Source organism: Humisphaera borealis (genome assembly GCF_015169395.1).
Classification (GTDB): Bacteria; Planctomycetota; Phycisphaerae; order Tepidisphaerales; family Tepidisphaeraceae; genus Humisphaera; species Humisphaera borealis.
In genome coordinates this window covers 2,047,265-2,071,438 of sequence record NZ_CP063458.1, presented here as the reverse complement: position 1 = coordinate 2,071,438, position 24,174 = coordinate 2,047,265, and the positions used below count along the sequence as shown (strand labels likewise).

At 63.1% G+C, this 24,174-nt stretch carries 20 protein-coding genes; 8 read left to right on the top strand and 12 right to left on the bottom strand.

The features are described from left to right. Positions 1–8 precede the first annotated feature (8 nt). The 9 genes from IPV69_RS07750 to IPV69_RS07710 all read right to left on the bottom strand — a co-directional run bounded on the left by IPV69_RS07750 (position 9) and on the right by IPV69_RS07710 (position 13,395). A complete protein-coding gene (locus tag IPV69_RS07750) occupies positions 9–1,427 on the bottom strand; it encodes a sulfatase-like hydrolase/transferase (protein ID WP_206294426.1) in 1,419 nt (472 codons plus the stop codon). Between the two features lie 26 nt (positions 1,428–1,453). Then, positions 1,454–2,980 carry a sulfatase family protein gene (locus tag IPV69_RS07745; protein WP_206294425.1) on the bottom strand — a complete coding sequence of 509 codons (1,527 nt, stop codon included), beginning with the start codon at positions 2,978–2,980 and terminating at the stop codon, positions 1,454–1,456. Between the two features lie 69 nt (positions 2,981–3,049). Beyond that, a complete protein-coding gene (locus IPV69_RS07740; protein WP_206294423.1) occupies positions 3,050–6,112 on the bottom strand; it encodes a DUF6797 domain-containing protein in 3,063 nt (1,020 codons plus the stop codon). Between the two features lie 88 nt (positions 6,113–6,200). Then, positions 6,201–7,682, bottom strand: coding sequence for a sulfatase (locus tag IPV69_RS07735; protein ID WP_206294421.1), 1,482 nt, complete (start codon positions 7,680–7,682; stop codon positions 6,201–6,203). Next, a complete protein-coding gene (locus tag IPV69_RS07730) occupies positions 7,679–9,793 on the bottom strand; it encodes a YHYH protein (RefSeq protein ID WP_206294419.1) in 2,115 nt (704 codons plus the stop codon). The genes IPV69_RS07735 and IPV69_RS07730 overlap by 4 nt, the downstream gene beginning before the upstream one ends. A gap of 62 nt (positions 9,794–9,855) precedes the next feature. Continuing rightward, positions 9,856–10,593 (bottom strand): hypothetical protein, encoded by a 738-nt coding sequence (locus tag IPV69_RS07725; protein WP_206294418.1) that lies wholly within the window; start codon positions 10,591–10,593, stop codon positions 9,856–9,858. Next, positions 10,590–11,615, bottom strand: coding sequence for a hypothetical protein (locus IPV69_RS07720; RefSeq protein ID WP_206294417.1), 1,026 nt, complete (start codon positions 11,613–11,615; stop codon positions 10,590–10,592). Before IPV69_RS07720 ends, IPV69_RS07725 begins: the two co-directional genes overlap by 4 nt. Beyond that, positions 11,612–12,136, bottom strand: coding sequence for a sigma-70 family RNA polymerase sigma factor (locus tag IPV69_RS07715; protein WP_206294416.1), 525 nt, complete (start codon positions 12,134–12,136; stop codon positions 11,612–11,614). Before IPV69_RS07715 ends, IPV69_RS07720 begins: the two co-directional genes overlap by 4 nt. A 290-nt stretch (positions 12,137–12,426) precedes the next feature. After that, entirely contained in the window at positions 12,427–13,395 is a 969-nt protein-coding gene (locus IPV69_RS07710; RefSeq protein ID WP_206294415.1) for a sugar phosphate isomerase/epimerase family protein, read from the bottom strand. A gap of 224 nt (positions 13,396–13,619) precedes the next feature. Here IPV69_RS07710 and IPV69_RS07705 point away from each other — a divergent pair, with 224 nt between their 5' ends. From IPV69_RS07705 to IPV69_RS07690, 4 genes are all read left to right on the top strand, one after another. Next, positions 13,620–13,952: an ArsR/SmtB family transcription factor gene (locus IPV69_RS07705; protein ID WP_206294414.1), complete on the top strand. Its 333-nt coding sequence runs from the start codon at positions 13,620–13,622 to the stop codon at positions 13,950–13,952. Positions 13,953–13,960: 8 nt separating this feature from the next. After that, complete coding sequence (locus tag IPV69_RS07700) at positions 13,961–14,437, top strand: SRPBCC family protein (RefSeq protein ID WP_206294413.1); 477 nt, start codon at positions 13,961–13,963, stop codon at positions 14,435–14,437. A 165-nt stretch (positions 14,438–14,602) separates the two neighbouring features. After that, a complete protein-coding gene (locus IPV69_RS07695) occupies positions 14,603–14,824 on the top strand; it encodes a hypothetical protein (protein WP_206294412.1) in 222 nt (73 codons plus the stop codon). 53 nt (positions 14,825–14,877) lie between these two features. Next, positions 14,878–15,450 (top strand): DUF4256 domain-containing protein, encoded by a 573-nt coding sequence (locus tag IPV69_RS07690; RefSeq protein ID WP_206294410.1) that lies wholly within the window; start codon positions 14,878–14,880, stop codon positions 15,448–15,450. 9 nt (positions 15,451–15,459) lie between these two features. Here IPV69_RS07690 and IPV69_RS07685 read toward each other — a convergent pair whose 3' ends face one another. Genes IPV69_RS07685 through IPV69_RS07675 form a run of 3 tightly spaced genes read right to left on the bottom strand, consistent with a single transcriptional unit; the run spans position 15,460 to position 17,725 of the window. Beyond that, positions 15,460–15,990, bottom strand: a complete 531-nt coding sequence (locus IPV69_RS07685) for a TIGR03067 domain-containing protein (protein WP_206294408.1) — start codon at positions 15,988–15,990, stop codon at positions 15,460–15,462. 41 nt (positions 15,991–16,031) lie between these two features. Continuing rightward, a complete protein-coding gene (locus tag IPV69_RS07680) occupies positions 16,032–16,787 on the bottom strand; it encodes an SDR family NAD(P)-dependent oxidoreductase (protein ID WP_206294407.1) in 756 nt (251 codons plus the stop codon). A gap of 53 nt (positions 16,788–16,840) precedes the next feature. After that, complete coding sequence (locus tag IPV69_RS07675) at positions 16,841–17,725, bottom strand: RNA polymerase sigma factor (RefSeq protein WP_206294406.1); 885 nt, start codon at positions 17,723–17,725, stop codon at positions 16,841–16,843. A gap of 389 nt (positions 17,726–18,114) precedes the next feature. Between IPV69_RS07675 and IPV69_RS07670 the strand changes: the two genes are divergently transcribed. The 4 genes from IPV69_RS07670 (at position 18,115) to IPV69_RS07655 (ending at position 24,146) form a co-directional block, all read left to right on the top strand. Then, positions 18,115–19,011, top strand: a complete 897-nt coding sequence (locus tag IPV69_RS07670; RefSeq protein ID WP_206294405.1) for an alpha/beta hydrolase family protein — start codon at positions 18,115–18,117, stop codon at positions 19,009–19,011. A 97-nt stretch (positions 19,012–19,108) separates the two neighbouring features. Beyond that, positions 19,109–20,995, top strand: a complete 1,887-nt coding sequence (locus IPV69_RS07665; RefSeq protein WP_206294404.1) for a sialate O-acetylesterase — start codon at positions 19,109–19,111, stop codon at positions 20,993–20,995. Positions 20,996–21,055: 60 nt separating this feature from the next. After that, complete coding sequence (locus tag IPV69_RS07660) at positions 21,056–22,642, top strand: glycoside hydrolase family protein (RefSeq protein WP_206294403.1); 1,587 nt, start codon at positions 21,056–21,058, stop codon at positions 22,640–22,642. A 13-nt stretch (positions 22,643–22,655) separates the two neighbouring features. After that, positions 22,656–24,146, top strand: a complete 1,491-nt coding sequence (locus IPV69_RS07655) for a sulfatase family protein (RefSeq protein ID WP_315853153.1) — start codon at positions 22,656–22,658, stop codon at positions 24,144–24,146. Positions 24,147–24,174 lie beyond the last annotated feature (28 nt).

The window sequence follows — 24,174 nt, the reverse complement described above, 5'->3', positions numbered from 1 at the left end:
CAGCCGGTTCATTCGACTGCATCCGCCTTGGACTTCTTCCCAGCCCCCTTGGCCGGCGGCGACCAGTCGGCCGGGGTTGGACGTTCGACGCGAAGCGGCGCTTCATCGCCGAAGTGCTGTTGCTCTTTGGCCAGCAGCGCCATCAGCTCGGTCACTTTCGCGGCGTGCTCTGGCTTCTCGGCGAGGTTGGTGATTTCGTCGGGATCGGCTTTCAGATCGAAGAGTTGCGTTCGGTCGATCAGGGGATATCGAATGAGCTTCCACTGAGAATCGCGGACCGCACGCTGAACCTTCTTGTAGCCGAGCATCAGTTGTGGCCGTGCCGCCTTGGACGGGTCGGACAGCGTTGGGCTGAAATCGATGCCTTCGCTGTGCGCGGGTGCCGGTACACCTGACAGTTTTCCGAGCGTCGGCAGCACATCGAACAGGTAGCACATCGCGTCGGTCCGTGCACCGGCCGCGATGCCCGGCCCCGATACCACCAGCGGTACCCGCATCGAATGCTCGTAGACGTTCTGTTTGCCGATCAGCCCGTGGCTGCCGCGGGCGACGCCCGAGTCGGCGGCGAAAACAACGATCGTGTTCTTCGCATGTGGCGACGCCGCCAACGCATCCAGAACGCGGCCGATCTGCAGATCGAGATACGAGATGTACCGGTAGTACTCGGCGTTCATCTCGCGGACGGCCGACTCCTTGCGCGGCCAGGACAAGAGCTGCTCATCGCGGATGGTCATCTCGCCGTTATCCCAGGCGTGCAGGGGCCGAAAATTGGCCGGCAGCGGCATCAGCTTGGGGTCGTAGTGCACCGGGAAGTCGCTCGGGACGACATGTGGATCGTGAGGCGCGTCGAAAGGCACATAGCAGAAAAACGGGCCGGACTGCTGATTCTTTAGAAACCGAATCGCTTCGTCGGCGAAGACTTCGCACGCGTGTTTGGGGGCAAGCGCGGCCGGCGTGAGCTTGCCTTCGGACAGATCGCTCAGCTTCGCCTGCATCGGGTTGGTCATTCCGCCGGCGAAGATGGCCCGGGCAGACTGAAAGCTCCTGCCGATCGAGGGGACCCCGTTATGCCATTTACCCGTAACGAAGGTGGTGTAGCCGGAGCGACCGAAGGCGGCGGGCCAGGTCTCGTCGCGCATCAGTTTTTCGTCGATGCGAAAAAGCGACTTACCCGAGAGCAGCATCGCCCGCGACGGCACACAGGTCGCGCCGCTCAGTCCGCCTTGCATATAGGCATGATTGAACGACAGCCCGCTTCGAACGAGCCGGTCGAGGTTCGGCGTCTTGATCACCGGATTGCCGAGTGCGGCGATCGTGTCGGCCCGCTGGTCGTCGGCAAAGAGGAACAGAACGTTCGGCCGCTCTGCCCCACGGACCGGGATACAGAACAGGACCAGAACCGCCAGCGAGATCAGATGTTTGGACATGGTATGCGGATCCTTCGGCGGCCGACTCATTCCTTCAGGGCAGGTCCGGCGGCCTTGAGAACCTTAACGCCGACATCGTTCGATTGTTTATCTCCCGGCGTGCTGCGTCCTGAATCCACGTAAAGCCGCATCAGTTCGGAAAGTCGGGCGACGACCTCAGGATGGCTCGCCGCCAGGTTCTTCTGTTCTCCACTGTCGGCCGAGAGGTCGTAAAGCTGCAGATCGGGCAATCCTAGCTTTCGTGCCTCGGCATCGCCGGGTTTGCCCCATCCGCCGGAACCGCCGCAGAACTCCAGCTTCCAAGGGCCCTGTCGGATGGAGAACCTGCCGTTGATGCTGTGGTGGACGACCGCCTCACGCAGTGGGGTTCGGTCGGTTCCAAGAAGTGCCGGGAGGATGCTGACGCTATCTTCGCCGGCGCTGGCGGGCAACTTGACGGCGAGCAACTCGGCGCAGGTTGCCAGAAAGTCGACATGGCAGATCAGTTGGGAACTCTGCGAGGCGGGCTTGACCTTGTCCGGCCACCGGACGAAGAACGGCACGCGATGGCCGCCTTCCCAGATGTCGGCCTTGTAGCCTCGGTATGCGGCGCTGGCGAAATGGCCCTGTTCTTCGAGCTTTTTGGTTCCGGCCTGTGGGGAGCAGCCGTTGTCGGCGGTGAAGATGACCAGCGTGTCGCGGGCCAGCCCGTTACGCTCGAGTTGAGCCAACACCCTCCCGACCACCGCATCGGTCTGCATGACAAAATCACCGTAATCCCCAAGGCCGCTTTTCCCTTGCCATTGGGCCGAAGGCAGGATGGGCGTGTGCGGTGATGTCAGCGGCAGGTACAGGAAGAACGGCTTGCCTGATTTGGCGTCCGGTGTGCGCTCGTCGATGTACGCCACTGCCCTTTCTTCGAGCCGCGGCAGCATGGTGACGGGTTCGATGGTTTCAATGACCCGATCGTTCTCGATCAGACCCGACATGGTGCGGGCGTTGGAACAGCCCCAGAAGTAGTCGAAGCCCCGCGTGATGGGTCCGCCGACGATTCTGGACCCGACAGGCAGTCCCTTGCCGCCAAAGCCGGCTTTCTCGCCGGCGGCCTTCCTCCCTGGCTGAGGTTTGGCTGCATCGACCGAACCGGGTTTGGAAGGGGGTTCGGATGTGAAACCGAGATGCCACTTACCGATGCAGGCGGTCGCGTATCCCTGTTGTTTCAGCAGGGTCGCCACGGTCAGGCGATTGTCGGCAATCAATGGCGGGTCGTCGGTGCCGTCAAGAACGCCGTTCTGAAGCCGTGTTCGCCACGCGTAACGCCCGGTCAGCAATCCGTATCGGGTAGGCGTGCAGACGGACGAACCACTATGGGCGTCGGTGAAGGTCATGCCCTCGGATGCAAGCCTGTCCAGGTGCGGCGTCTTGATCCTTCCCCGTTGTGGATTGAGGCACTGCACATCGCCGTAGCCAAGGTCATCGGCCAGGATGTAGACAATGTTCGGCGTTGCGGCCACGGCATTCGCCGGGCCGAGTGTCAGAACGAGTAAAAATACCGCTGCCAATCCGCGAATCATGCGAGACTCCTGAAATCGGCGGTCATCCAAAGCGATGTCGGGCAAAGTGAGATCCGGCCGAAGAAATTCTTAGGGCGCCGGCGCCTTGGCACCCAGCGCGTGAATAGTGCCGTGAACGCTGCCGGTGAAGGTCTTGCCATTCGTGTCGATCAGCTCATAACGCAACTCGTAGCACTGGGTGGGCGCAAAGCCGTCGATCTCAATCAGAACCGTCTTCTCGTCCAGAAGCCGTGTACGCACGATCTTTGAGGGCTTCTCGTCCAGGTGGGCTGAACCGTACTTCTGGCTACGCTCGAGGTGCCAGGTTTTCAACTGAAATCGCGAGGCGTCGCCGGCCGACTTGTCATTGATGGGCTCCGTAAAGGTTACGGCCATCCCCTCGGCCACGGCCCGGATCGATACCGGAAGGTTTGCTGCCTGCCCCGTGTAGCGCATCCGATAGAACCCGCCCGGTGTTTTGCAGTTGGTCGCCCAGGCGGTCAGTCCGCAGGCGTAGAGCTGTCCTTCCGTCGGATGGAAGCGGGCCCGGACGATGCCGGCGGGAAAGTCGTCGATGGGCAGCTCGACCACGCCGCCCTGCATCTGCCCGTTGATCGTTTCGTGGGGGACGACATAGACCCTGCCGTAGCCATAGCTGGTGTTCAGCAGCGAACCGGCGAGCGGCCCCCACGTTCCGCGCGGGACCCAGAGCAACTCGGCCGGGCTGCGGTCTTTTGCGTTGGTGATCCAGCAGAGGGGCTGGCGCATGGCGCTGTCGCTCGGATCGGTGAACCCAGCGCCCGAGAACATATTGCCGAAGAATCCGCCGTCAGGGACGACATGATTGATGCGGTTCTTCGGCGTCCAGTGTCCCTCCTGGTCAGTGACAAAGAACGTCCCGTCGGGGTTGAGGCATACGCCATTGGCCGCGCGGAAACCGGTCGCGATGATGTCGGTTCGTCCACCGTCGGGGCTGACCCGGAGCAGTGTTCCATGCTGCGGGACGACGGCGGGTAGCGCGTGGCGGGCGGACTTGGCGTAGTAGAAGTTGCCGGCGTCATCGACCTGCAGACCCATCGCAAACTCATGGAAATGGGGAGTCACCTGATGATCGTTATTGAAGCATTGGACGAAATCGGTTTCGCCGTCGCCGTTAAGGTCGCGGAGGATGGCGATCTGGTCGCGGCAGCAGAGATAGATGTCGCCGTTGACGACCTTCAGTCCCAGCGGCTGGAACAATCCGGTGGCAATGCGCCGCCACTTCAGGTTTGATGGTTTCTCGCTCAGCCCGTCAACGGTCCAGACGTCGCCATTCCAGGTGCACATTGCCGCACGCTTTCCACCGGGAAGAAAGTCGAATCCGCCAACGCGTAGAAAGCTGTTCCAGGGATTGATGTCCGGAAGCGTGAGCGTATCGACAGCAAAAGCACCGTCGGGCGTGCCGATGGTCGCCTGCGTGTTGAGCGTCAGAGCCCACCGCGCCGGTCCGCCATGGACAAAATTGGCAAGGTCCAGCGGGGTCTCGTCTGCCGCCGCGAGGGGGGCGATCGACGCGTTGGCCATCCTGCCGAAATAGACCTTGAGCAACCGCGGTGAAGTGGATGGCGGGAGGGTGAGCACGTGGAAGCCGTCGCGTTCAGCGATGCTTCCGCCTTGTCCGCGAAGGGCCAAGTTCAGGCCCGGCTCGACGGCCGCGATGCGCAACGCCATGGGGCGGTCGCAGCTCCCCACGTTCAATGTTCGCGTGAAGGCCTGACGCCCACGGGCGTCAACGAGTCCCGGCTTGTCGAGGACCGATACTTCGCCCACCGTGTAACTGACGACGGCTTGGTCACCGTGAAGATAGACACCTCGAAGCTGCGTCCAGGAGCGGGGAAGCGGGCCGTATCGACGTCCGTCGCGCATCGGCGGACGCGGGTCGGTCCAGTCTCCGGTCGTCGGGTTGGCCCAGCCGGGGCCCTCCGGGGTTGAGCCAATCACTTTGCCCACGATGCTCGAATGGGTCTGATGCGAGCCATCGAACGCGATCCCCTTCCAGTCGATGAAACCCTCTCCAGTCCATGCGGCGGCCATTCGCATGGTGTCGTGATCGTAAAGCATCCAGGCGCGGCCCCTGGCGATTCCTCCGGGCCCGGCGTCCACCCGAACTGCGATCCCCTTGTTCGCGATGTTGTCCTTCGTGACCTGGTAGGTCCAGTTCAGTACCGGCCCGAAGTCCATCTTCGCATAAAACGGCGTCCGGTCTGTGGGGGCCTGTTTCGGCAGGGTGCGCATCGCCCGCGGCAGGCTGGCAAGGTAGGCCGCGTCCACTGCGAAATGCTGTGTCGGATTCAGCGGCTTCAGCACTTCCTCCCGAAGGTATTGCATCGCCGCATAGCGATCCTCCGGCGGAACCGGCAGGGGGACCATCTGCCCGTAGCCGCTGGTGATCGTCTGGAAGAGCCGGTAGGGGTCGGTGCCATTCTTGAACGGCTCGGCGTGAAACTTCCGCGACGTAGGCATCGACCCTTCGACCGTCGGCGAGCCGTGACACGTCGCACAAAGCGAGGTGAAGACTTCCTTGCCTCGCTTCAGACTTTCTTCATTCCAAGACGCGATCAACGATGCGTGCGGCGTGTCGCCCAGAGGTTGCAGCCACGCCTGGCGTATCTCGGCATTGCCGCGCGTAACGATTGAAAGTCGCGCCGGAACGCCGGCGATGCCTCCGGGAATCTGGGCTTCGCTGTTGCCCTTTCCCTTTCCCCTAGGCTTCTTTGAGTCGGGTATGACCGGGATGTCGGAGATGATCTTTCCGTCCACCTCAGCCAGTAGCGAGGCGGCCTGATCGGGAAGGTGTTCGAATTGCAATTCAAGCACCCGCCAAGCGCCAGCGTCACCCGACGGCAGGACCAGGGCGGGTGCGGGGCCGGTGCGAACTTCAAGTGCAGCTGTGGGTCCCGGTAGCCGGTATTCCAGGTGAAGGCGAAAGTTGGCCACCGGTCGCGGATGCTCCAGGATCTGCTCCTGCGGTTGAGCAGCGAACCCTGCGAAGACCGGCTCCTGTGTTTCCTGCACCGTTCGGGCCGGCGGCAGCACAACTTGGCCGACGGTGACACCGCAGATCAGTAAGAGTGTGGAAATGCCCGACGCCACTGCTCGAAAGCTTGCGACCATGCGCGGCATTATAGCGGGAGTTCCGGTGGAAAAGCCTGCTCGGGAGCGCACTCGTTTCGCCACATGAGCCGCTGGCCAAGACGCGTGTTCACTTCGGTCCAGCCGGACCACCTTCCCTGCCCTTCTTCTGGGGATTGTCGTTCTGCGGAGCGTTGGGTTGCCCGCCGCGTGGCCGGTCGGCCTTTGGGTCGTAGTTGGGATTTGCGCCCGTCGGCAATGCGGCGTGGGTTTCCTTTTGCCAGGCTTGTAGGGTGCGGTACATCGCGGCGGCCTTCTCGGGCTGAGTGGTTGACAGGTCGTGTTCTTCGTTCGGGTCGGTCAGCAGGTTGTAGAGCTCCCGCCGCCCGCCGTCCTCGAATGATTCGACGAGCTTGAAGTCTCCCTCACGCACGGCGCTCGAAGGGCTCGCCCGGCCGACGTAGCAGGGGAAGTGCCAGTACAGGCGCTCGCGCCCGAGCGTCGATTGACCCTTAAGTACCGGCATCAGGCTCACGCCGTCCATCACCTGGACGGCGGGCGGCTTCAGACCGGCCAAGTCCAGGAGCGTGGGGTAGATGTCGATGCTTGCCACGGGCACATCGCTCGACGTGCCGGGTTTGGCAAGCCCGGGCCAGGTGACAACAAGCGGAACACGGATGCCCCCTTCATACAACTGGCCTTTGCTCCCTTTGAGCGGTGCGGTGTACTGGGGCGTGCCGCCATTGTCGGAAGTAAAGATGACGACGGTGTTTTCGGAAAGCTTCAGCCGTTCGAGCGTATTGAGAAGTCGTCCGACATTGTGGTCGACAGCCTCGATCGTGGCCGCATAGGCCGGATCGTCACGACGGTCGCTACCTTGCACGAGTTTCTGTTGATACTTCTTGAGGAGGTCGGGCTTGGGTTCAAAGGGCGCATGGACGGCATGATCGGGGAAGTAGGCGAAGAACGGGCGTTCCCGGTTCTGCTCGATGAACTTGACCACCTCGTCGGTCAGCCGATCGCTGAGGTAGTTTCCGTTCTTGTCGAAGTAGGCGTCCTTTGCGAAGCCGAGGTTTTCCGGGAAGACGACCTGCTGAAATCCCTGCCCGCCTGGCGTTACGGGGCCCGTTCGCCCGCGCCCCAGGTTCCACATGCCGAAGAACCCGGTGGCGTAGCCGCCGGCCTGAAGTGACTCTGCAACGGTGACCGTCTCCGTGGCCAGGTCCGCCTTGCTGTCGGCGGCCTGCAGCTTGTGCCAGGGTGAGCCTGGTGGCTGGCGGGGGTCCACCACCGTGTAGATGCCGTGCCGAGGCGTGTACTGGCCAGACATCAGGCATGCCCGGGTCGGGGCGCAGTTGGGCGCGCTCGAGTACGACTGCTTGAACACCAGGCCGGTTTTGGCGAGTCGATCGATGTTCGGCGTTTCGACGAACTTGTTGCCCACGAAGCCGACGTCGCGCCAGCCCATGTCGTCCATCAGGATCAGCACTACGTTGGGCGGCCGGGTGCTGGCGGCGGCAGCGGTACCCAAGTTCATGAACACCGCGATCGCGAAAGCCACCAGAAGCAGGCAGACCCTGGCACTACGGTCGGACTGAAAACCGGTCTTCACTTGGCAGCCTTCCTTTCGTACTGGTAGTCGAGCGTTGCTTCGGCCAGTTTGATATCCTTGATCGCTTCGAGCAGGCCGGCCCGGTTTGCCTTGTCCGCTGCAAGTTTCGGTTCGGCCGACAAGGCGAAGACCGTGATGTGATAGGTCTTGACCCCAGGCCCCTTCGAGCACATCGGGTCGTATTCGTTGCGACGGCGATCATTCAGGCCGACCACGCCAACCCCGGCAGACTTCTGCGCCAGACCCGTGGTTTTGGGCGGGATGTTGTAAACCACCCAATAGGACTTCTCCTGGTCAGGCGCGGTATGCCAGAGGCTGACGGCGAATGACTTCGTCCCCGCCGGTACGTCCTTCCATGCAATCGCCGGCGAGACGGCAGCGCCGTCGCAGGTGCAATCGATGGAGATCTGGCCGGCCGCATTGACCGATGCACTTGATAGGGTGAGAGCCGGTAGCTTCGGTCCGGCCGAAGGGGGAATGGCGGCCGCAGCCTTTTCCGGCGGGCGGGAGTTATCACGCGGTGGGTTGTCACGCGGTGGGTCATCGCGGGGCGGTCGCTGGTCGCCACCTTCGGGCGGTCGCTGACCATCGCGGGGTGGGGGCCGCTGGCCGTCGCGCGGCGGGCGATTCCCGCCCTGACCGCCTGGCGGATTCCCGCCCTGTGGCGCATCACCCGCACCTGGCGGCGGACGGCGGTCTCCACCGCCGCCACCCGGTCCACCGCCACTACCTGGTCCGCCACCACCGCCACCCGGTCCACGCCGGCGCGGCGTGTAGGTCTCGGTCGTGGTGTTCCCGGCGGTATCGACAAACTCAAACTTCGCCGACCCGTCGTCCGCGAGTGTGTAACTGACGGTCCCCTTCTTCCCACTGACGTCATAGGTCAGCCGATAGCTGCCGGGCTTGGTTTGAACGAAATCGGTGATCTTGGCGCCGCGCATGGGAGGGAGCGCCGGGCGGACGGAATCGGCCCGCGGCTGCGGATCGACCTGCCCGTCCCGTTCGACAACTTCACCGTGAAATCCCCCGTTGAGATACGGATACTTCTTTGTCGCGTGATAATGATAGCTTCCGTTTTCGTCCTTGTGGCCATTCATGGCGTCGAGCGGCTTCACTGGCGACCCATCGGGTTCCTCGTAGCCATAGATGGCATAACCGTCCAACGCATATGCGATCGGCAGGCCCTTGCCGACGGTCTTCTGAAGATGGACCGGGGCGATGTGATAGTGGTAGTCGTCGGCCCGGCCGCAGTGGCCGCCGAAATCGTCGAGCTCGCCGAACAGCAGTGCATCGTCGCCGCGATTGTTCAACGGGTTGAAGATCGGGATGCCATTGGCAGCCAGCGCGATCGCCCCGCGAAGGAAATTTCCCTTCGCCGACTTCGGCTCCTTCGCCGGTACTGGGTGCAGCGGAATGCGCCACGCGTTTTCGCCGGTGTATTTCTGGGGCATCGGCACCTGCTGCTGCCAGGCGGTGATGCCGACCATCATCTGGTGAGCGGGAATGCCATTGGACTCGACGTAGAAGTAGCGATCATCCCATCGGGTTTTGACGGCCTTAAGGTTCACGTAGGCATCAAATGCCTTTGCTATCTCCGGCCGCAGCTCTGCCGGGGCGGCGACTTCAAATCCCCCTGTCGCAACTCCCCGCGCAGCGAGCTGCTCCATCAACATTTGGGCCGCCGGCAAGGCCGACTCCGCGGCCATCCGGGCCAGCGCGATCGCATCACCGAACGCTTCTGAGCGGGCGTTCTCTGCCGGAAGTTCGGTCACCCTGTCGATCATTGTTTCGCCCGCGGTCGGTCTTGCCTTGCTCGCGGCGGCATTGATGTCGCCGATGCGCTGACGGATCCAGACTTGGTCGTCATCGGTCAGCGCCGAGATGCGCATCGTGACCAGTGAGTCGTCGCTCCGCCGAACCTGCACGAACCCGTCGCGGGCCATGACAAATGACCCGGTCTCTCGGGCAACCCCCGAAACGGTCCAGGTTCTGTCGGCCGAGCCGCTCGGACGGGACGTCGGTGGATCATTCGGATGGCCCGGGTGCGCCAGGGCAACCGAGCCCGTGCCTAGCAGCGCGACAAGGGCAAAGGACTTTCTGAACAGTGACATAATGAGTTCCTGTGAGCGACTTGGATCGTCTGAAGCGGCGTGCTCGGTTGCCCTGAAGGTGCTTACTTTTTGGGCTTTTTCGGCGGGCCGTCGGGGACGGTGTTGTTGAGGTTCGTGAAGTCCTGCCGGACCTTCCCATCGGGAGCGGTTTTGACGACGGTCCGGAAGACCACGGTGTTGTCCAGATCGATGTCGTCCGTCCAGATGAACTTCGCCCCCTTAAAGTCATAGTCGAAATAGGTCTGCTTCGGGTTCACCTGCTCTTCGGTGAACTCCTTGGCGTGGGACCACTGGCTGTCGTCAAAATCGACTGCGTACCAGTTGTCCGGCAGGGGGATGCTCTCGACCTTAGGGTTCTTCGTATCGTGACCGACCGGGCCCCACGAGAACCGCTTTGCTTTCCAACTGGCACTCGTCACGGTGCCGTCGCCGAACTTCAGGATGAACCCGCCGTCGCCGATGTTGGTGTTGGCATATTCCATGCCGGTTTTCGGGTCGGCGTTGTCCTTGGCGAGGACGGCGATCGTCATGGGGTAGCTGGGCAGGAGATCGACCGACACCACGTTGTGCGGGATGAACTTGATCGAATCCACCGCCACTAGTTCGCCGTTGATGTAGAGCATGAACCAGTTGTCGGCGTAGACATTCGCCTTGATGGTATCGCTCATCTGCGGTTTACGAGGCTTTGCGGTCTGCGGCGGTGGGGCGTCGGCACGCTCACGCGGGGCCTGTCCGTGGGACAGCCATGCCGCGCCTACGAGGGCGACGACGGCGACAGCGAATCGGGCGAACTTCTTCATGGCAATTCCTCGTATTCAACGGCGCGTTCCGGCGCGTGATGAAAAGTGTGTTCGAAGAACGACGGGCCCAGATCACTCTCGTCGGTGAGCGTCAGCCTGAGCGTCAGCGATTCCGGGCCGTAAGGCATCTCGACGAAACGCATTTGCAGGATTCGGCCGGTGTTCACGACGTAGGTGATCTCAACTCGTTTGGGGCCACGATTGCCGGGCTTCTTAACCGCCACCAGCAGTCGGCTCGATTCGGACCGGCTCGTGTCGTCAGGGGCCGTCTCCACCGGAAGCACCTGGATGTCGTAAGCCTTTCGGAGCGTCTGCAAGGCCTCTTCGGTGTCAGTCAGCGCCATCGACTGCTCGTGACCCGGCAGGTCCCGGCTGAAGGAGGTTCGGTCAGAGCTGACGCGGACGGGGCCGTCCGGGCGAATGGCCCAGCTCGAACGGCCGTTGCTGCCGGTCAGGAATAGCTCGCCCGTCGCGGTTGTCCGCACCAGCACGAACTGGTGGCCACCGCGAACATGCAGCAGGGCGTTGTCCATCGCCGGTTTGGGCGGACGGCGTTCCTCGGGGCCGCCGCCGGTCGGACGGCGGTCGCGTTCGCGCGGCGGACGCGATAGCGCGACCTCCTCCACGGTAATTCGGTACGTACGATCGACCGCCCTGGCGCTGGCCGCGATCACACGGTTCAATTCGACCTCGGCGGCCGAGGCCGGCGACTCTCCCAGCCCGCTCCAGACCATCGCGACGATGACCAACGCGGCCGCGATTCCTGAAAGCACTGCCGCGGTACGACCAATCCGCCACGGCCGAGTTGGCGCGAGCTTCGGACGGCCCGAGACTTCTTCCGGCGTTAGCGTCGCCTGGACGACCAGTTCGTCACGCAGCCGGTCATGCAGCAGCGATGCATCGGCGAACTGCCGGGCATTGGCCGGGTTGGCGTTGATCCACTCCGTCAGCCTGACGTGTTCATTTTCGTTGAGGGTGTCGTCAAAGTAGCCGCTGATCAATTGGCGTGGATCGACGTTCATGCGACACCTCCTTCCCGCGCGACTTTCCGTTCGATGCACTCCCGCAGCTGATCGCGAACCCGCTGCAACGCCTTGGCGACGGTGTTGGACGCGACGCCGGTGCGCTCGGCGATCGACGCGGGTTTCAGATCCTGCACGTAGCGAAGATCGCACAGGTCGCGGGAGCGGCGATCGAGCTTGCCGATGCAGTCCTTGAGGTAATCCAGCGACTGAACCTGCGCCGGGGATGTCTCCTCGAAGGTCGTGGCGAGCGTCGCGACGGTGTCATCGTCGAATACCAGTCGATCGCGGCGCGTGCGCCGGAAGTACAGCCGAACCTGGTTGTGCGCGATTCCCAACGCCCATCCGATAAAGGGCCGGGATGGGTCGTAGCGGTCGAACGATTCGATGACCGCCACGGCAATGTCCTGCAGCACGTCCTGGCGTGCCGAGAAGTCACGAACGACGGACGTGACGAACGCCGAAACCAGCGGCTGGGCAGCGGTCCAGAGGCGTGTCGCCTGGCGTGTTTGTTCGTCCACCTAAGCTCCAAGTATTTGCCCGGCTGCCGATGATTAACCGCAAAGCCGGAATCATGACCGAAAATCGGACATTCTGATTCAAGAGTTGCTGGGGAAAGCCTGGGACGAGCGTGTGTGTGCCCTGGTCGGGTCGGCGGGTCAGGCCGATTCGGCCCAAAGGAGCAAACGAAGGCACCCCCGGCAGTGGCCGGGGGTGCGATGCGTGTATCTGCCTGAGTCGGTCCCCGCAGGGCTTGCGAGGCTTGCCTCGGGCCAAGGCCCGGCTCTGCCAATCCATCGAATCGCGCGGGCTACGCCAGCGCTTCCCGGCAATAGGCGACGCACTTGCCCACTTCGGCGACAGACGTCGAGCCGGCGGGAATCTTGTATTCCAGCTCGATGTCGGCGTGGATCGGCCACTTCTCCTTCTTCAACAGTTGCAGGACTTCCTTGATCGGCGTCTTTCCCTGGCCCCAGGCGACGTTGCCGCCATCGGGCGTACGGTCCTTCAGGTGCAGGCTGACGATCCGGTCGTGGTACTTTTCGATTACCGCCAGCGGGCTCTTACCCTTCGAACCGGCGACGTAATGGCCGATGTCGAAGTTGAACGCGATGTACTTGCCGTAGTCGAGCAACGGGTCGAGCGTATCGACCGTCGGGATGTTGTTCGTGTGGTTGTGGAACGCGACGTAGATCTTGTGCTTCTCGGCGAACGGAGCGAGCGCCTTGGCGACGGTGTCGCTGCGCTCGGTCGTGATCGCTTTGCAGCCCAGGGCCTTGGCCATCTCGAAGTTGAAGTTGATGTCATCGTCCGACTTGCCGAACGGCACCTTGTGGATGTGGATGTTCACACCGGCGTCGTTGTAAAGCTTGCGCAACTCGGCGGCCTTGGCGAGCAGGCCGGCGCGGAGCTTGGCCAGTTCTTCGGGCGTCGGCTTGGGTGCCAGCAGGTCTCCCTTGGTCTCCTTCTTCACGGCCGGCGGAAGAACGCCGAACGCGCGGATCGGGCCGTCCTTCAGTTCGACTTCGCTGAGGCCGTTTTCGATCAGCGCCTTTAGCGTCTGCTCCGCGGTATCGATGCCGCTACTGCGGTAGCTGTAGGTGTTGATGCCGATGGCAACACCACCGAAGACGGAGTTGGGCTTTCCGCCCGCCGGCGCGGCGTCTGCGGCCCAGGCCTGCCGACCGATCATCGCCGTCGCTCCGAGTGCCGCTACACCACCCAGAAAGCGGCGTCGCGAGATGATGTCATGAATGTTGCTGTTGTTCCGCGGGTCCATGTTCGTTCCTCCGAGGGTCCTTCGAGCGTGGCAGCCGCGGCGCGGCCGCCATCGATCCTGTAATGGAATACTATCATGACTCCCATCGGGCAGTAGTCTCACTGCAATCATGCGAAGCGGTGCAACCGGACAGACTTTTCGGCACGACAGGTGAGGAGACTTCTTTGCGGAGACGGAGGGCATGAGGCTTGACACGTAAGCGATAGCTTACGTATATTGCCGGCATGGTCGAGCGTGCCGATCGCCAGCCCGATGTCTTCGCCGCGATCAGCCATCCGGCGCGGCGACGCATCCTCGATCTGCTCGCCGAGGCCGACCGCTCTGTTAACGCGATGGCGGGGCACTTCGAGATGAGCCGGCCGGCAGTGTCGCAGCACCTGCGCGTCCTGCTCGATTGCGGCTTGGTCACCGAGCAGCGGCATGGCCGCGAACGCCGTTATCACTTCGTCCCCGAACGGCTCGGCCCCGTGCGCGACTGGGTCGCGCTCTACGACCGCTTCTGGGAGGACCGCTTGCAGCGGCTGCAGAATCTGCTGTCCCGAGAGGGCAAGACATGAGCCAGGGAATGAACCGAACCATTCAAAAAGAGATCTTGATCCCGCAGCCGCGGGCGCAGGTCTGGCAGGCGATCACTGACAGTGCCGTGCTGGCCGAGTGGATGTTCCCCAACGACTTTCAGCCACGCGTCGGCCATGCGTTCACGTTTCGTGTGCCGGGGAACCCCAAGGCGAACTTCAACGGTCTGACCGTCCGCTGCCAGGTGCTGGAATGCGAACCGCCGGCGGAAGGTGCGGCCGGCACAGATGTCGGCGGCCGGCTCGTCTTCTCCTGGTCGGCCGGCGGACCGGTCGAGAACACCCAGGTCAGCTTTCGGCTGATGCCCGACGGCGACGGCACCCGACTGCTCTTCGAGCACGCCGGCTTCGACCTGTCGCAGCCCTTCGGCCCGCAGGCGTTTGCCGGTGCCGAGTTCGGCTGGACGAGGATGCTGCAGCAGCTTGTCGTCGTGGTCGAGCGCCCGGCAAAAAGCGGCAACCCGTGATTTGCTCCGTTCGACGTTGCGGATATCGGGTGGCATGGGCAACGGTACTCCGTTGCCCGTGTCGAACGTCTGACGGCGCTGACCACAGGCAAGCGAGTACGCTTGCCCATGCCACCCATGCAATCCGAACGCGATCACGAACACCCATACTTCCCGGACCGCACCATGAAACCTGCCACCGAACGCACGATCGTCCGCTGGATTCACCTCGTCTTCGGCCTGACGATCATCGGCTACGTCTACGGCCCGCCGGAGGAAGTCCTGCCATACCGTGACAACTTCCGGTTTGGGTTCGTCCCCGTCATCCTCCTGTCGGGGCTTTGGCTGTGGAAAGGGCACGTCATCAAAAGGCTGTTCTCCAAAGGCCTCGGCCGGCAGAATGGCTAAGAACCCACACGATTCCGATTGCGCGCCGTTCAAGCCAGTTCAAGGTTACGCCAATGAAGAAAGCCAATAGCAAGAAGGAAGCGGCCCCCAAGCGATCAAACGACCTGATCGCCACGCTAAAGGCCCGGTTCGACGAGCACATGAATCGCCACGAAGGAATCGACTGGGCGGACGTAGCCGCGAAGCTTGCCGCCAGCCCCAAGACGCTAAAGTCGCTGGCGGAGATGGAGAACACCGGCGGCGAACCCGACGTCATCGGCTACGACCGCAAGACCGGCGAGTACCTCTTTTGCGACTGCTCGCCCGAAAGCCCCGCCGGCCGTCGAAGTGTCTGCTACGACCGCGATGGGCTCGAGTCCCGCAAAGAGCACCGCCCGGCGAACAGCGCCCTCGACCTGGCCACCGCGATGGGCATCGAGCTGCTCACCGAAGCGCAGTACCACGACCTGCAGAAGTTCGGGCCGTTCGATACCAAGACGTCGAGCTGGCTCAGAACGCCGCCCGAGATCCGCGAAGAAGGCGGCGCGATCTTCGGTGATTACCGCTTCGGCCGGGTGTTCATCTATCACAACGGGGCGCAGTCGTACTACGGCGCCCGCGCGTTTCGCGGACTGCTGCGGGTGTGACCGCTCCGCTCACTTTGCCGCCTTCGCCCGGCTGAGTTCGATCACCACGTCGGCATGCTTCAGGTCGATCGCCGTCGGGCGCGGCTTGCCGACCCATTCCTTCTCCTTCCATTGCCCGACAACACAGGCCACCTTCAGCCGGTCGCCGGTCAGCTCGTAGATGCCCAGGACGTCCTGGCCGGTCTTCCGGCCGTCGTGAGAGCGGTGATCCCAGATCATCGGCTTGGCGGTGGCGTCGATCTCGAACGTGCCGGCCCACAGTTCCTTTCCCTCCTTATCCTGGGCGGCATAGGTGCCGTCCTTGTGGAACACCAGCCGGCTGGCGTTCTTCGTCGCCCCCTCCGGTTGGACTACGGCAATGTCCCACCCGCCGGAGAATGCCTCCATCGCCTGGGCCGCCGCGGCGTCCTTCGTCGCCGGGTTCGGCTGGTCTGGCTGGGAGTTCGGCGTGTCCGCTGGGGGCGTTGGCTTCTCGGCCACAGCTACACAGGCGATCGCCGTCAGGGCCGTGCACGCCACGTACGATTTGAAACGGTTCATATGATTCTCCTTTGAAAGTTTCTCGTTTATCGCAGTTCGCTTCAGCGCAGTCCGCCGGAGGCGAGGAGGATCTCGCCTGTCAACCAGCCGGAATCCTCCGACGCCAGGAACGCGACGACCTTGGCGATATCCGACGGTGTGCCGATTCGGCCTAGCGGCGTCATGGCCACCAGCGTCTTTTCAAACTCGCTCGCCACTCCGTACAACCCCGCGGCGTGGGTACCTTCGCTCAGCGTGGCTCCGGGGTTCACGGAGTTCACCCGAATCTTTCGCGACGCCAGCTCTTTCGATAGCACGACGGTGATCGCATCCAGCGCGCTCTTGGTGGCCGCGTAGATCGCGTATCCCGGCGGGCACATCTTGGACGCCCCCGAGCCGATGTTGATCACGCTCCCGCCGCCAGGCCCGAAGTGTTGCAATGATTCCCGGATGACCAGCAGCGGGCCCAGTACGTTGGTGTTGAACTCCCGGTGGAACTCCTGCTCGGTCATCGCGTCCAGCGACATCGGCGTGTACACGCCGGCGTTGTTCACCAGGATGTCCAGCGCGCCGTAGGCGGTCTTGGCGTCGGCGAACATCCGGGCCACGTCGGCCGCCTTGGACACATCGCCGGACACCGCGATCGCACGGCCGCCGGCGCTGGTGATGTCGTTCACCGCCGCCTCGGCACCGAGACGGTCGGTCGCGAAGTTGACGACGACCGCCGCACCGGCCGCGGCCAGTTCCCTGGCGATCCCCGCGCCGATCCCCTTGGAAGCCCCCGTAACCAACGCTGTTTTTCCTTGTAGCTTCTTCATGCCCCCGTAGACATCGCGGCGATGGGTACTGTGACAACTGATGCGAAAATTCTTCAGTTCAGATGCAGCGTCCTGCGGAGCTCGCCCCGGTCGAGCAGTTGCCGCAGCCAGCGGGTCTGGTCTTTCGGTTCCAGGAAGGGGTGATCGCGGAAGATCGCCGCATGCTGACGGCTCGCCGCATCATCCATCTGCCGGGCCGTCTCGGGAGCTGCATCGCGAATCCGCCGCAGGTGCAGGGGGACGAATTGAAGGTTCCCGGGATCGACGTGGCCGGCCTCGATAAAGCCCCGTGTCTTCTTCGGGCAGCGGCAGGGGTTGGCCGGATTGACCAGGCCGCACTGGTTGTTCATGAACAGGTACAGGTCTCGCCGGGCGCGAGACAAGCTCTGCCGGAAGTTGTCCGGGGTCATCTCCAGGATCTCGCTGCCGACGGTGTCGCTCGCGCCAAAGATTTCGCCGAGGGTGAAGATCAGCCGCTGCTTACGGTCCAGGCACAGCAGCATCCCGGTCGTGCAGGAGACTTTCGTCTCTTCGACCAGCAGCGGCACATCCACCGGCACGGCTTTGGGATCGGGCAGGTCCAGGTTGGGGGTATCGTTGATCGCCGCGGCGTAGACGGAAAAAGTCTGCGTCTCCGATTCGCCGCCCCGGCGTTTCATGTTAAGCACGTGGTTCGCGGTGATCCGATAGAGCCAGGTGCGGAACCGGCTGTCCCCTTTGAACGAGCCGAGGTGGGTGATCGCCCGAATCAGCACCTCCTGAGTGACTTCCTCGGCGTCGTGCGGAACGAAGACCATCCGCACCGCGATGTTGTAGATCCAGGCCTGATGCCGAAGCACCAGACGTTCGAGGGCGTCGCGGTTGCCGTTCTTCGCCTGATCGATTAGTTCGGCGTCTGTGGATTCATCGACGACTTCGGCGAAAGGATTGAACGACATTGCAGACTCCCTCGATTCGTGACTTCCGCCATCATGATTTTAAGACGCCATACCGCCCCTTGGACACGTGAGAATCGTAGGTGTGACAATTCCGGTGAGGATTGGTGTTTCGCGGCTCTCGCACGACTGTATCCCGGGGTGATTGGCGGGAATACCAGCCTTGGGGCCGACTCGTTCAGCCGTGCAAACGTGATATAACACTACGGCAAAGCAAAAGCGGCAGCGGTGTCGGCTGATGTCCGGCCCGGGCGATCCAGCGTCGCAAAGACGACGACGCCCATGTGGTCAATGGCGGAAATCGAAAGACTTAAGCGGGCGTGGAAACCATTGTTCGGCTTCGGAAGGAAGTGCGACCGCACGCCCGTTAACCCTCGCATCGGAACATTGGCATGATGGAATCGAACCCCAGGTTGCGTAGGCCGAACTCCGCGTGGTCGTTCGTCGCTGTGCTCATCACTTTCGTCTGCCAGATATCTGGCGTGATGGCGGCTACGCCCGCGGAGAAGCCCGCCGCCCCATCCGTGGACAAGCCAGTTCCCGCCAAGCCGGCGGCACCGAATACCGTCCGTGCCAAGCCGGAAGTCTTCGAGATCGACGGGAACAAGGCGTTCGTCTACGTCGCGCCGCAGCCGGCGCAGGGCAAGCCGTGGATCTGGTACGGCCCGACGATCAAGGGCAACGTGATCATCGCCGGGCACCGGATGTACTTCGACGCGTTCATGAACGCCGGCATCGCTCTGGCCGGGTTCGATCTCGGCGAGGTGCGCGGCTCGCCCGCCAGCACCGCGAAGTTCACGAGCTTCTACGACGCCATGGTCAAACGCGGCTACTCGACCAAGCCGATCCTGCTCGGGCAGAGTCGGGGTGGGATGATGACCCTCGCCTGGGCGTTCCGAAACCCCGACAAGGTGCAGGCGTGGGCGGGCATCTATCCCGTGTGCAATCTTTCGAGCTGGCCGCTGAAGTCATCCAAGAAGGAAACTCTCGCCGATTTCGGCATGACCGAGGCGGAGCTCGTCGCGAGGCTCGGCGAATTCAATCCCATCAGCAACATTGCGGGTTTGGCCGAGCGAAAAGTGCCCATGTTCGCCGTGCACGGCGACAAGGACGGCCTCGTTCCCTACGACGACAACACCAGGCTGCTGAAGGAACGTTACGAGGCGGCGGGCGGCACGCTAAACGTGAAGATTGTCCCGGGCAGGGGCCATGAAATCTCCCCGGCGTTCTTCGAATGCCAGGAGCTGATCGACTTCGTCCTGAAGAACGCGTCCCCTCGCCAGCCATGAGTCGCGACCGGGCAAAGCGGCCGCCGCGCGCTCGCCATCGCGCCGTGCAGAAGCCTGCATGATTTTCGCGCCGTCTCGAAAGGAAATCCCGAACACCATGAAGAAGTTCAGCCGAATCGCCGCCTTTGTCGCCCTGGCCGCCGGCCTCTTCGCCGGGCACGCCTCGGCCGAAGTGAAGCTGGAGCGCGGAAAGGACCGAATCGATGTCCCGGCGGTCGGGAGCGGGTTGTGCCTGCACAACCTGTTCCAGTCCGGCATGGTGCTGCAGCGCGACAAGCCGATCCGCGTCTGGGGATGGGCCGAGCCCGGGGAGAAGGTCACCGTTTCCTTCGGCGAGAAGACGCAGGCGACCGTCGCTGCGGCCGATCGCGCCTGGCGGGTCGAGCTGCCCGCCGAGCCGGCCAACGGTGATCCGCGACGGTTGGTCGTGCAGGGGCAAGCCACGAAGATCGAACTCGAAGACGTCCTCGTCGGCGACGTCTGGCTGCTCGGGGGCCAGAGCAACATGGAGTTCGAGATCGCCAAGGTCGAAGGCGGCCAGCTCGAGATCGTTTCGGCGAACTTCAAGAACATTCGCCTGTTCACGGTCCCGCACCAGAACGGCCCGGACCCCAAGAGCTCGTTCCCGCTCATGTATCAATGGAGCGACTGGTCGAGCCAGCACTTTCGGCAGGGCTACTGGGACGTCTGCACGCCGCAGACAGTGCGCGAGATGTCGGCGATCGGATACGTGTTCGCCCGGCGCATTCACATGGCGACGCAGATCCCGATCGGCGTCATCGACGCCTCGCGCGGCGGTACGTGCATCGAGACCTGGACCCCGACGGAGGTGCTCAACTCCATCAACACGCCTGAGGTCAAGTCCAAGCTGGCCGAATGGGGCGAGAAGGTCGCGGCGTTCGATCCACAAAAGGACCTCGACGATCGCGTCAAGCGGTTTAACGAACGTCAGGCCCGGCTCAAGGCGCAGGGCCAGGAGGTCCCGGCGAACGCCGCCCCTCCGACCGACCTTCTGCCCGGTCCGGCGATGGACATGAACCGCCCCGGCAACTGCTACGCGAGCATGATCGCGCCGATCGTGGGCCTTCAGATCAAAGGGGCGATCTGGCATCAGGGCTACAACAACGCGTTCGAACCCAATGGGCACGTGCTTTACGCGCAGGTCTTCCCGAAGATGATCGGAGCCTGGCGCGCGGCGTTCAACGACCCGCAGATGCCTTTTGGCATCATCTCCCAGGAGACCGAAGGCGACCCGCAGGATCGCGCCGACTACCTCGAGAAGATGGCCAACGAAGGGATCTACATCCGCGAGGTCCACTTCAAGACGTTCCTCGACTTCCTCAAGGCCGGCGACAAGAACGTCGGCTACGCCAGCAGCTTCGACCAGCGACGGTCGTGGTATCACCCCCAGATCAAGATCCCGGTCGGCGAGCGTGTCGCGCGCTGGGCGCTGGCGACGCAGTACGGCATGGCCAAGCAAATCCGCTGGATGCCGCCGATGCTCAAGGAGGTGCGGATCGAAGAGGGAAGGATCACGCTACAGCTGGACTCGCCCGCCGGGCCGTACAACGATGGACCGATCGAAGGCTTCGTCATCGCCGGTGCCGACGGGCGGTTCCAACTCGCCAGAGCCGAGTGGCTGACCGTTGACAAGGACAAGCAGAACAAACCGCAGCAGGACCGGACCGCAATCGTGCTGACCAGCCCCTTGGTACCGGAACCGAAGTATTTCCGGCACGCCTGGGGCCGCAATCCGCTGGCCAATCTCAAGTCGATGGACCTGACCGATCTGCCGTTCCCCACCTGGCGCAACGATTCCTGGACGATCGCCGACATGTACGAGAACTACGCAGGCAAGAAGCCGGCCAAGCCCGGCGTCCTGGACCGTGGCGAGCAGGCCGCGCTCACGAAAGCTTTGCGTGCCGACGACCTCAAGCGATGTATCGCCGAGGCCAAAGAGCTGCTGAAGGCCAACGGAATGTGAGCGGTGCGGCAGGCCATCCTCGCAAAGATGCGGCGTCAACTTGCCGTCACGGAACCCACGATGAAACGCGTCCGCACCCTCCTGGCCATTCTCCTGTTCGCCCTGCATTCACCGGCCGGTGCCGACGACGGCCTGGTCGTTTATCCCCCGGTGCCGGGGCTTGCCGCGTCCGGGCATTACAAGGTACGCATCCGCCCGGTTCGCCCGGGCGGCGAGTGGCAGACCGCCTTCGCGTGGGAGACCGCGTGCAAGGCCGTCGACAAGAAGACCGACGCATATTTCGATACGCTCGCCGGCTGGACGCACGCCTACGTGAACTTCGAGACCTCTGGCGCGGTCGAGGTCGAGATCGCCCGCACCGACGGCGCGCCGATCCGATCGGCGGCAGTACACCCGAAGCGCAAGGCGTCGGCGTGCGAGGTCCGGGACGGCAGGGCGTTCGTCCTGCTTGACCAGCCCTGCCTCGTCGCGGTCGACATCGACGGACAGATGGATGCGCAGGACACCGGCAAGGGCTACAAGGGCCCGCCGATCCACACGATCTCGCTCTTTGCCAACCCGCCGCTGGCCGGCAAGCCCAAGCCAACCGACCCCGGCGTGCTGGCCGTGAAGCCCGGCGAGGTTCCGCCGTCTGACGGGCCATGGACCACGCTCTACTTCCTGCCCGGCGTCCACGACGTCGGGTTGGCGTTCCCGCTCCGCGCCAACCGCCAGTACTACATCCCCGGCGACGCGATGGTCTATGGCACGTTCTCCAACACCAAGTGGGGCGACGGCCATCACATCCGCATCTTCGGCCTTGGAACGCTGTCGGGGGCGAGGCTGAAGCACCCGGAGTACGTCGAGCCGCCGGTCCCGGAGAAGGACCACGGGCGCTATCGCCCGATCGAGTTGATCGGCACCACCGATACCCGCGTAGAGGGCATCACCATCGCCGACTCGGCGACGCACTCGCTCATGCTGGTGAGCCCCTTCAAGGCGGGTCATCCCAACGAGGTCCGCTGGACCAAGATCTTCACCTGGCGTGCCAACGGCGATGGGATCAATCCGTTCGGCAACACACTCATCGAGGACTGCTTCATCCGCACCCAGGATGACTCCCTTTACGTGAACGGACTGGGCATTCGCCGCACCGTCCTGTGGAACGATGCCAACGGTTCATCATTCGTCCTGAGCGCCCTGCCCCAACTCACCGACCGCCAGTTGGTGGTGGAGGACTGCGATGTGATCTATTCGCGGGCCAAGTGGCACCACTGGAGCGGCGGGCGGGTCTTCAATATGCGCGGCGAAGGCGGACGTGCCGCCGGTGCGGGCGTGGTTTTCCGCAATATCAATGTCGAAGACCCCCGGCCGACGCTTCAACAGTTCTTCATCTGCATGACGATGCCGAAGCCATATTCGAAGAACGGCGAGAAACGCGCCGCCGGAGACTTGTCGGGCATTCTCTTTCAGAACATCTCCATCGCCGCTCCCAGCGTTCTGGGTGAACCTCAGATTCTCTGGGGCCAACCTGATGCGCGGATTGGCAATCTCACTTTCGAAAACCTCACGCTCGCCGGTAAACCCGTGATCGCCCCGGAATTCTTCAAATCCAACGAGTTCGTAGGCGGGCTCAACTTTGCACCGCGCGCCGTTTCCAAGCCGTGAATGTGGGCCGTGAATGTGGCGATACATGAAGCCGAGATTGCCAACAATGAAGCACATCCTCACCCTTATCGTCACTCTGCTGCTGGTGTTGCCGACAGTGCTGCAAGCCGCGGGCGACGCCACCCCGCCAGCCAGACCCAACATCCTCTGGCTCATCGCCGAGGACATGTCGCCACACTTCGGCTGCTACGGAGAAAAGACGATTCAGACACCCAACGTGGACAAGCTGGCGGCGGGCGGTGTGTTGTTCGAACGTGCCTTTGCCACCGGGCCGATTTGCTCTCCGTCGCGATCCGCGCTGATTACCGGGATGTATCAGACGAGCATCGGTGCGCACCATCATCGCAGCGGCGTGGGCTCGGAGAAGATCGTGCTCCCGGCCGATGTACAGCTTGTTCCCCGCCTGTTTCAACAGGCCGGCTACTACACGTCCAACGGCGGCTACCCCGCGATGGGAAGGGGCAAGACCGACTACAACTTCGAGTTCGACCCCGGCATCTATGACGGCACGGACTGGAAGACGCGCAAAGCCGGTCAGCCGTTCTTCGCCCAAGTCCAGCTGTGGGGAGGCAAAATTCGCGACGTGGCGAAGCAAATCGCCGAGGCGCGTAAGCAGCTCGGCGGTGCAACGCCAGCGGATGCTGTGCCGCTGCCGCCTTACTATCCCCGGACACCAGCCATCCTCGACGATTGGGCGGCCACGCTCGATGCAGTGCGCATCACGGACAAGCACGTGGGCGAGATTGTGGAGCGCCTTCGTACGGAAGGCGTGTTGGATCAGACCATCATCTTCTTCGTGACCGATCACGGCGTAAGCCACGGCCGCGGCAAGCAGTTCCTCTACGACGAAGGCACGCACATCCCCTTCGTTGTGATCGGTCCCGGCTTGCCCAGAGGCCTGCGACGCAAGGACCTGATCGAACACATCGACATGGCGGCGATGTCGCTCGCGCTGGCGGGCATCCCGTTGCCAAAGGCGATGCAGGCGCGCAATGCACTCGCGCCGGATTATCAGGCACGCGAGGCCACCTTCGCCGCACGCGACCGCGCCGACGAGACCGTGGATCGCATCCGCAGCGTTCGCACGGAGCGATGGAAATACATTCGCAACTTCCTGCCCCAGCGGCCGTATCTTCAGCCCAATGCCTACAAAGATCACAAACCGTGCCTGATTGCATTGCGGGCCGCCGAAGCCGCCGGTCTGCTTGATGAGGTACAACGCCAGCTCTTTGCCAAAGCGCGGCCGCCCGAAGAACTCTATGACCTGGCCGCCGATCCATGGGAAGTGCACAACCTCGCTGCCGACCCCGCACAGGCCGCAACGCTCCAAGGGCTTCGCGCCATGCTCGACCGATGGATCGAGCGGACCAATGATCAGGGCCGCACGCCCGAGCCCGAATCGCGCTACGACTCGGACATGGCCGCCTACCAAAGCCGCAAGCCGGACCCCGAAGTCGCGAAGAACATCGCGCTGATGAAGCAGTGGGCCAGGGAAGGCAAATAGCGGCGCAGAAAGCTCCGGCCCCTGGAGC

Excerpts from the sequence above, each read along its gene's own strand:
- IPV69_RS07750 (WP_206294426.1), bottom strand. The coding sequence starts at position 1,427 with ATGTCCAAACATCTGATCTCGCTGGCGGTTCTGGTCCTGTTCTGTATC.
- IPV69_RS07745 (WP_206294425.1), bottom strand. The coding sequence starts at position 2,980 with ATGATTCGCGGATTGGCAGCGGTATTTTTACTCGTTCTGACACTCGGC.
- IPV69_RS07740 (WP_206294423.1), bottom strand. The coding sequence starts at position 6,112 with ATGGTCGCAAGCTTTCGAGCAGTGGCGTCGGGCATTTCCACACTCTTA.
- IPV69_RS07730 (WP_206294419.1), bottom strand. The coding sequence starts at position 9,793 with ATGTCACTGTTCAGAAAGTCCTTTGCCCTTGTCGCGCTGCTAGGCACG.
- IPV69_RS07725 (WP_206294418.1), bottom strand. The coding sequence starts at position 10,593 with ATGAAGAAGTTCGCCCGATTCGCTGTCGCCGTCGTCGCCCTCGTAGGC.
- IPV69_RS07720 (WP_206294417.1), bottom strand. The coding sequence starts at position 11,615 with ATGAACGTCGATCCACGCCAATTGATCAGCGGCTACTTTGACGACACC.
- IPV69_RS07710 (WP_206294415.1), bottom strand. The coding sequence starts at position 13,395 with ATGGACCCGCGGAACAACAGCAACATTCATGACATCATCTCGCGACGC.
- IPV69_RS07705 (WP_206294414.1), top strand. The coding sequence starts at position 13,620 with ATGGTCGAGCGTGCCGATCGCCAGCCCGATGTCTTCGCCGCGATCAGC.
- IPV69_RS07700 (WP_206294413.1), top strand. The coding sequence starts at position 13,961 with ATGAACCGAACCATTCAAAAAGAGATCTTGATCCCGCAGCCGCGGGCG.
- IPV69_RS07695 (WP_206294412.1), top strand. The coding sequence starts at position 14,603 with ATGAAACCTGCCACCGAACGCACGATCGTCCGCTGGATTCACCTCGTC.
- IPV69_RS07690 (WP_206294410.1), top strand. The coding sequence starts at position 14,878 with ATGAAGAAAGCCAATAGCAAGAAGGAAGCGGCCCCCAAGCGATCAAAC.
- IPV69_RS07685 (WP_206294408.1), bottom strand. The coding sequence starts at position 15,990 with ATGAACCGTTTCAAATCGTACGTGGCGTGCACGGCCCTGACGGCGATC.
- IPV69_RS07680 (WP_206294407.1), bottom strand. The coding sequence starts at position 16,787 with ATGAAGAAGCTACAAGGAAAAACAGCGTTGGTTACGGGGGCTTCCAAG.
- IPV69_RS07675 (WP_206294406.1), bottom strand. The coding sequence starts at position 17,725 with ATGTCGTTCAATCCTTTCGCCGAAGTCGTCGATGAATCCACAGACGCC.
- IPV69_RS07670 (WP_206294405.1), top strand. The coding sequence starts at position 18,115 with ATGATGGAATCGAACCCCAGGTTGCGTAGGCCGAACTCCGCGTGGTCG.
- IPV69_RS07665 (WP_206294404.1), top strand. The coding sequence starts at position 19,109 with ATGAAGAAGTTCAGCCGAATCGCCGCCTTTGTCGCCCTGGCCGCCGGC.
- IPV69_RS07660 (WP_206294403.1), top strand. The coding sequence starts at position 21,056 with ATGAAACGCGTCCGCACCCTCCTGGCCATTCTCCTGTTCGCCCTGCAT.
- IPV69_RS07655 (WP_315853153.1), top strand. The coding sequence starts at position 22,656 with ATGTGGCGATACATGAAGCCGAGATTGCCAACAATGAAGCACATCCTC.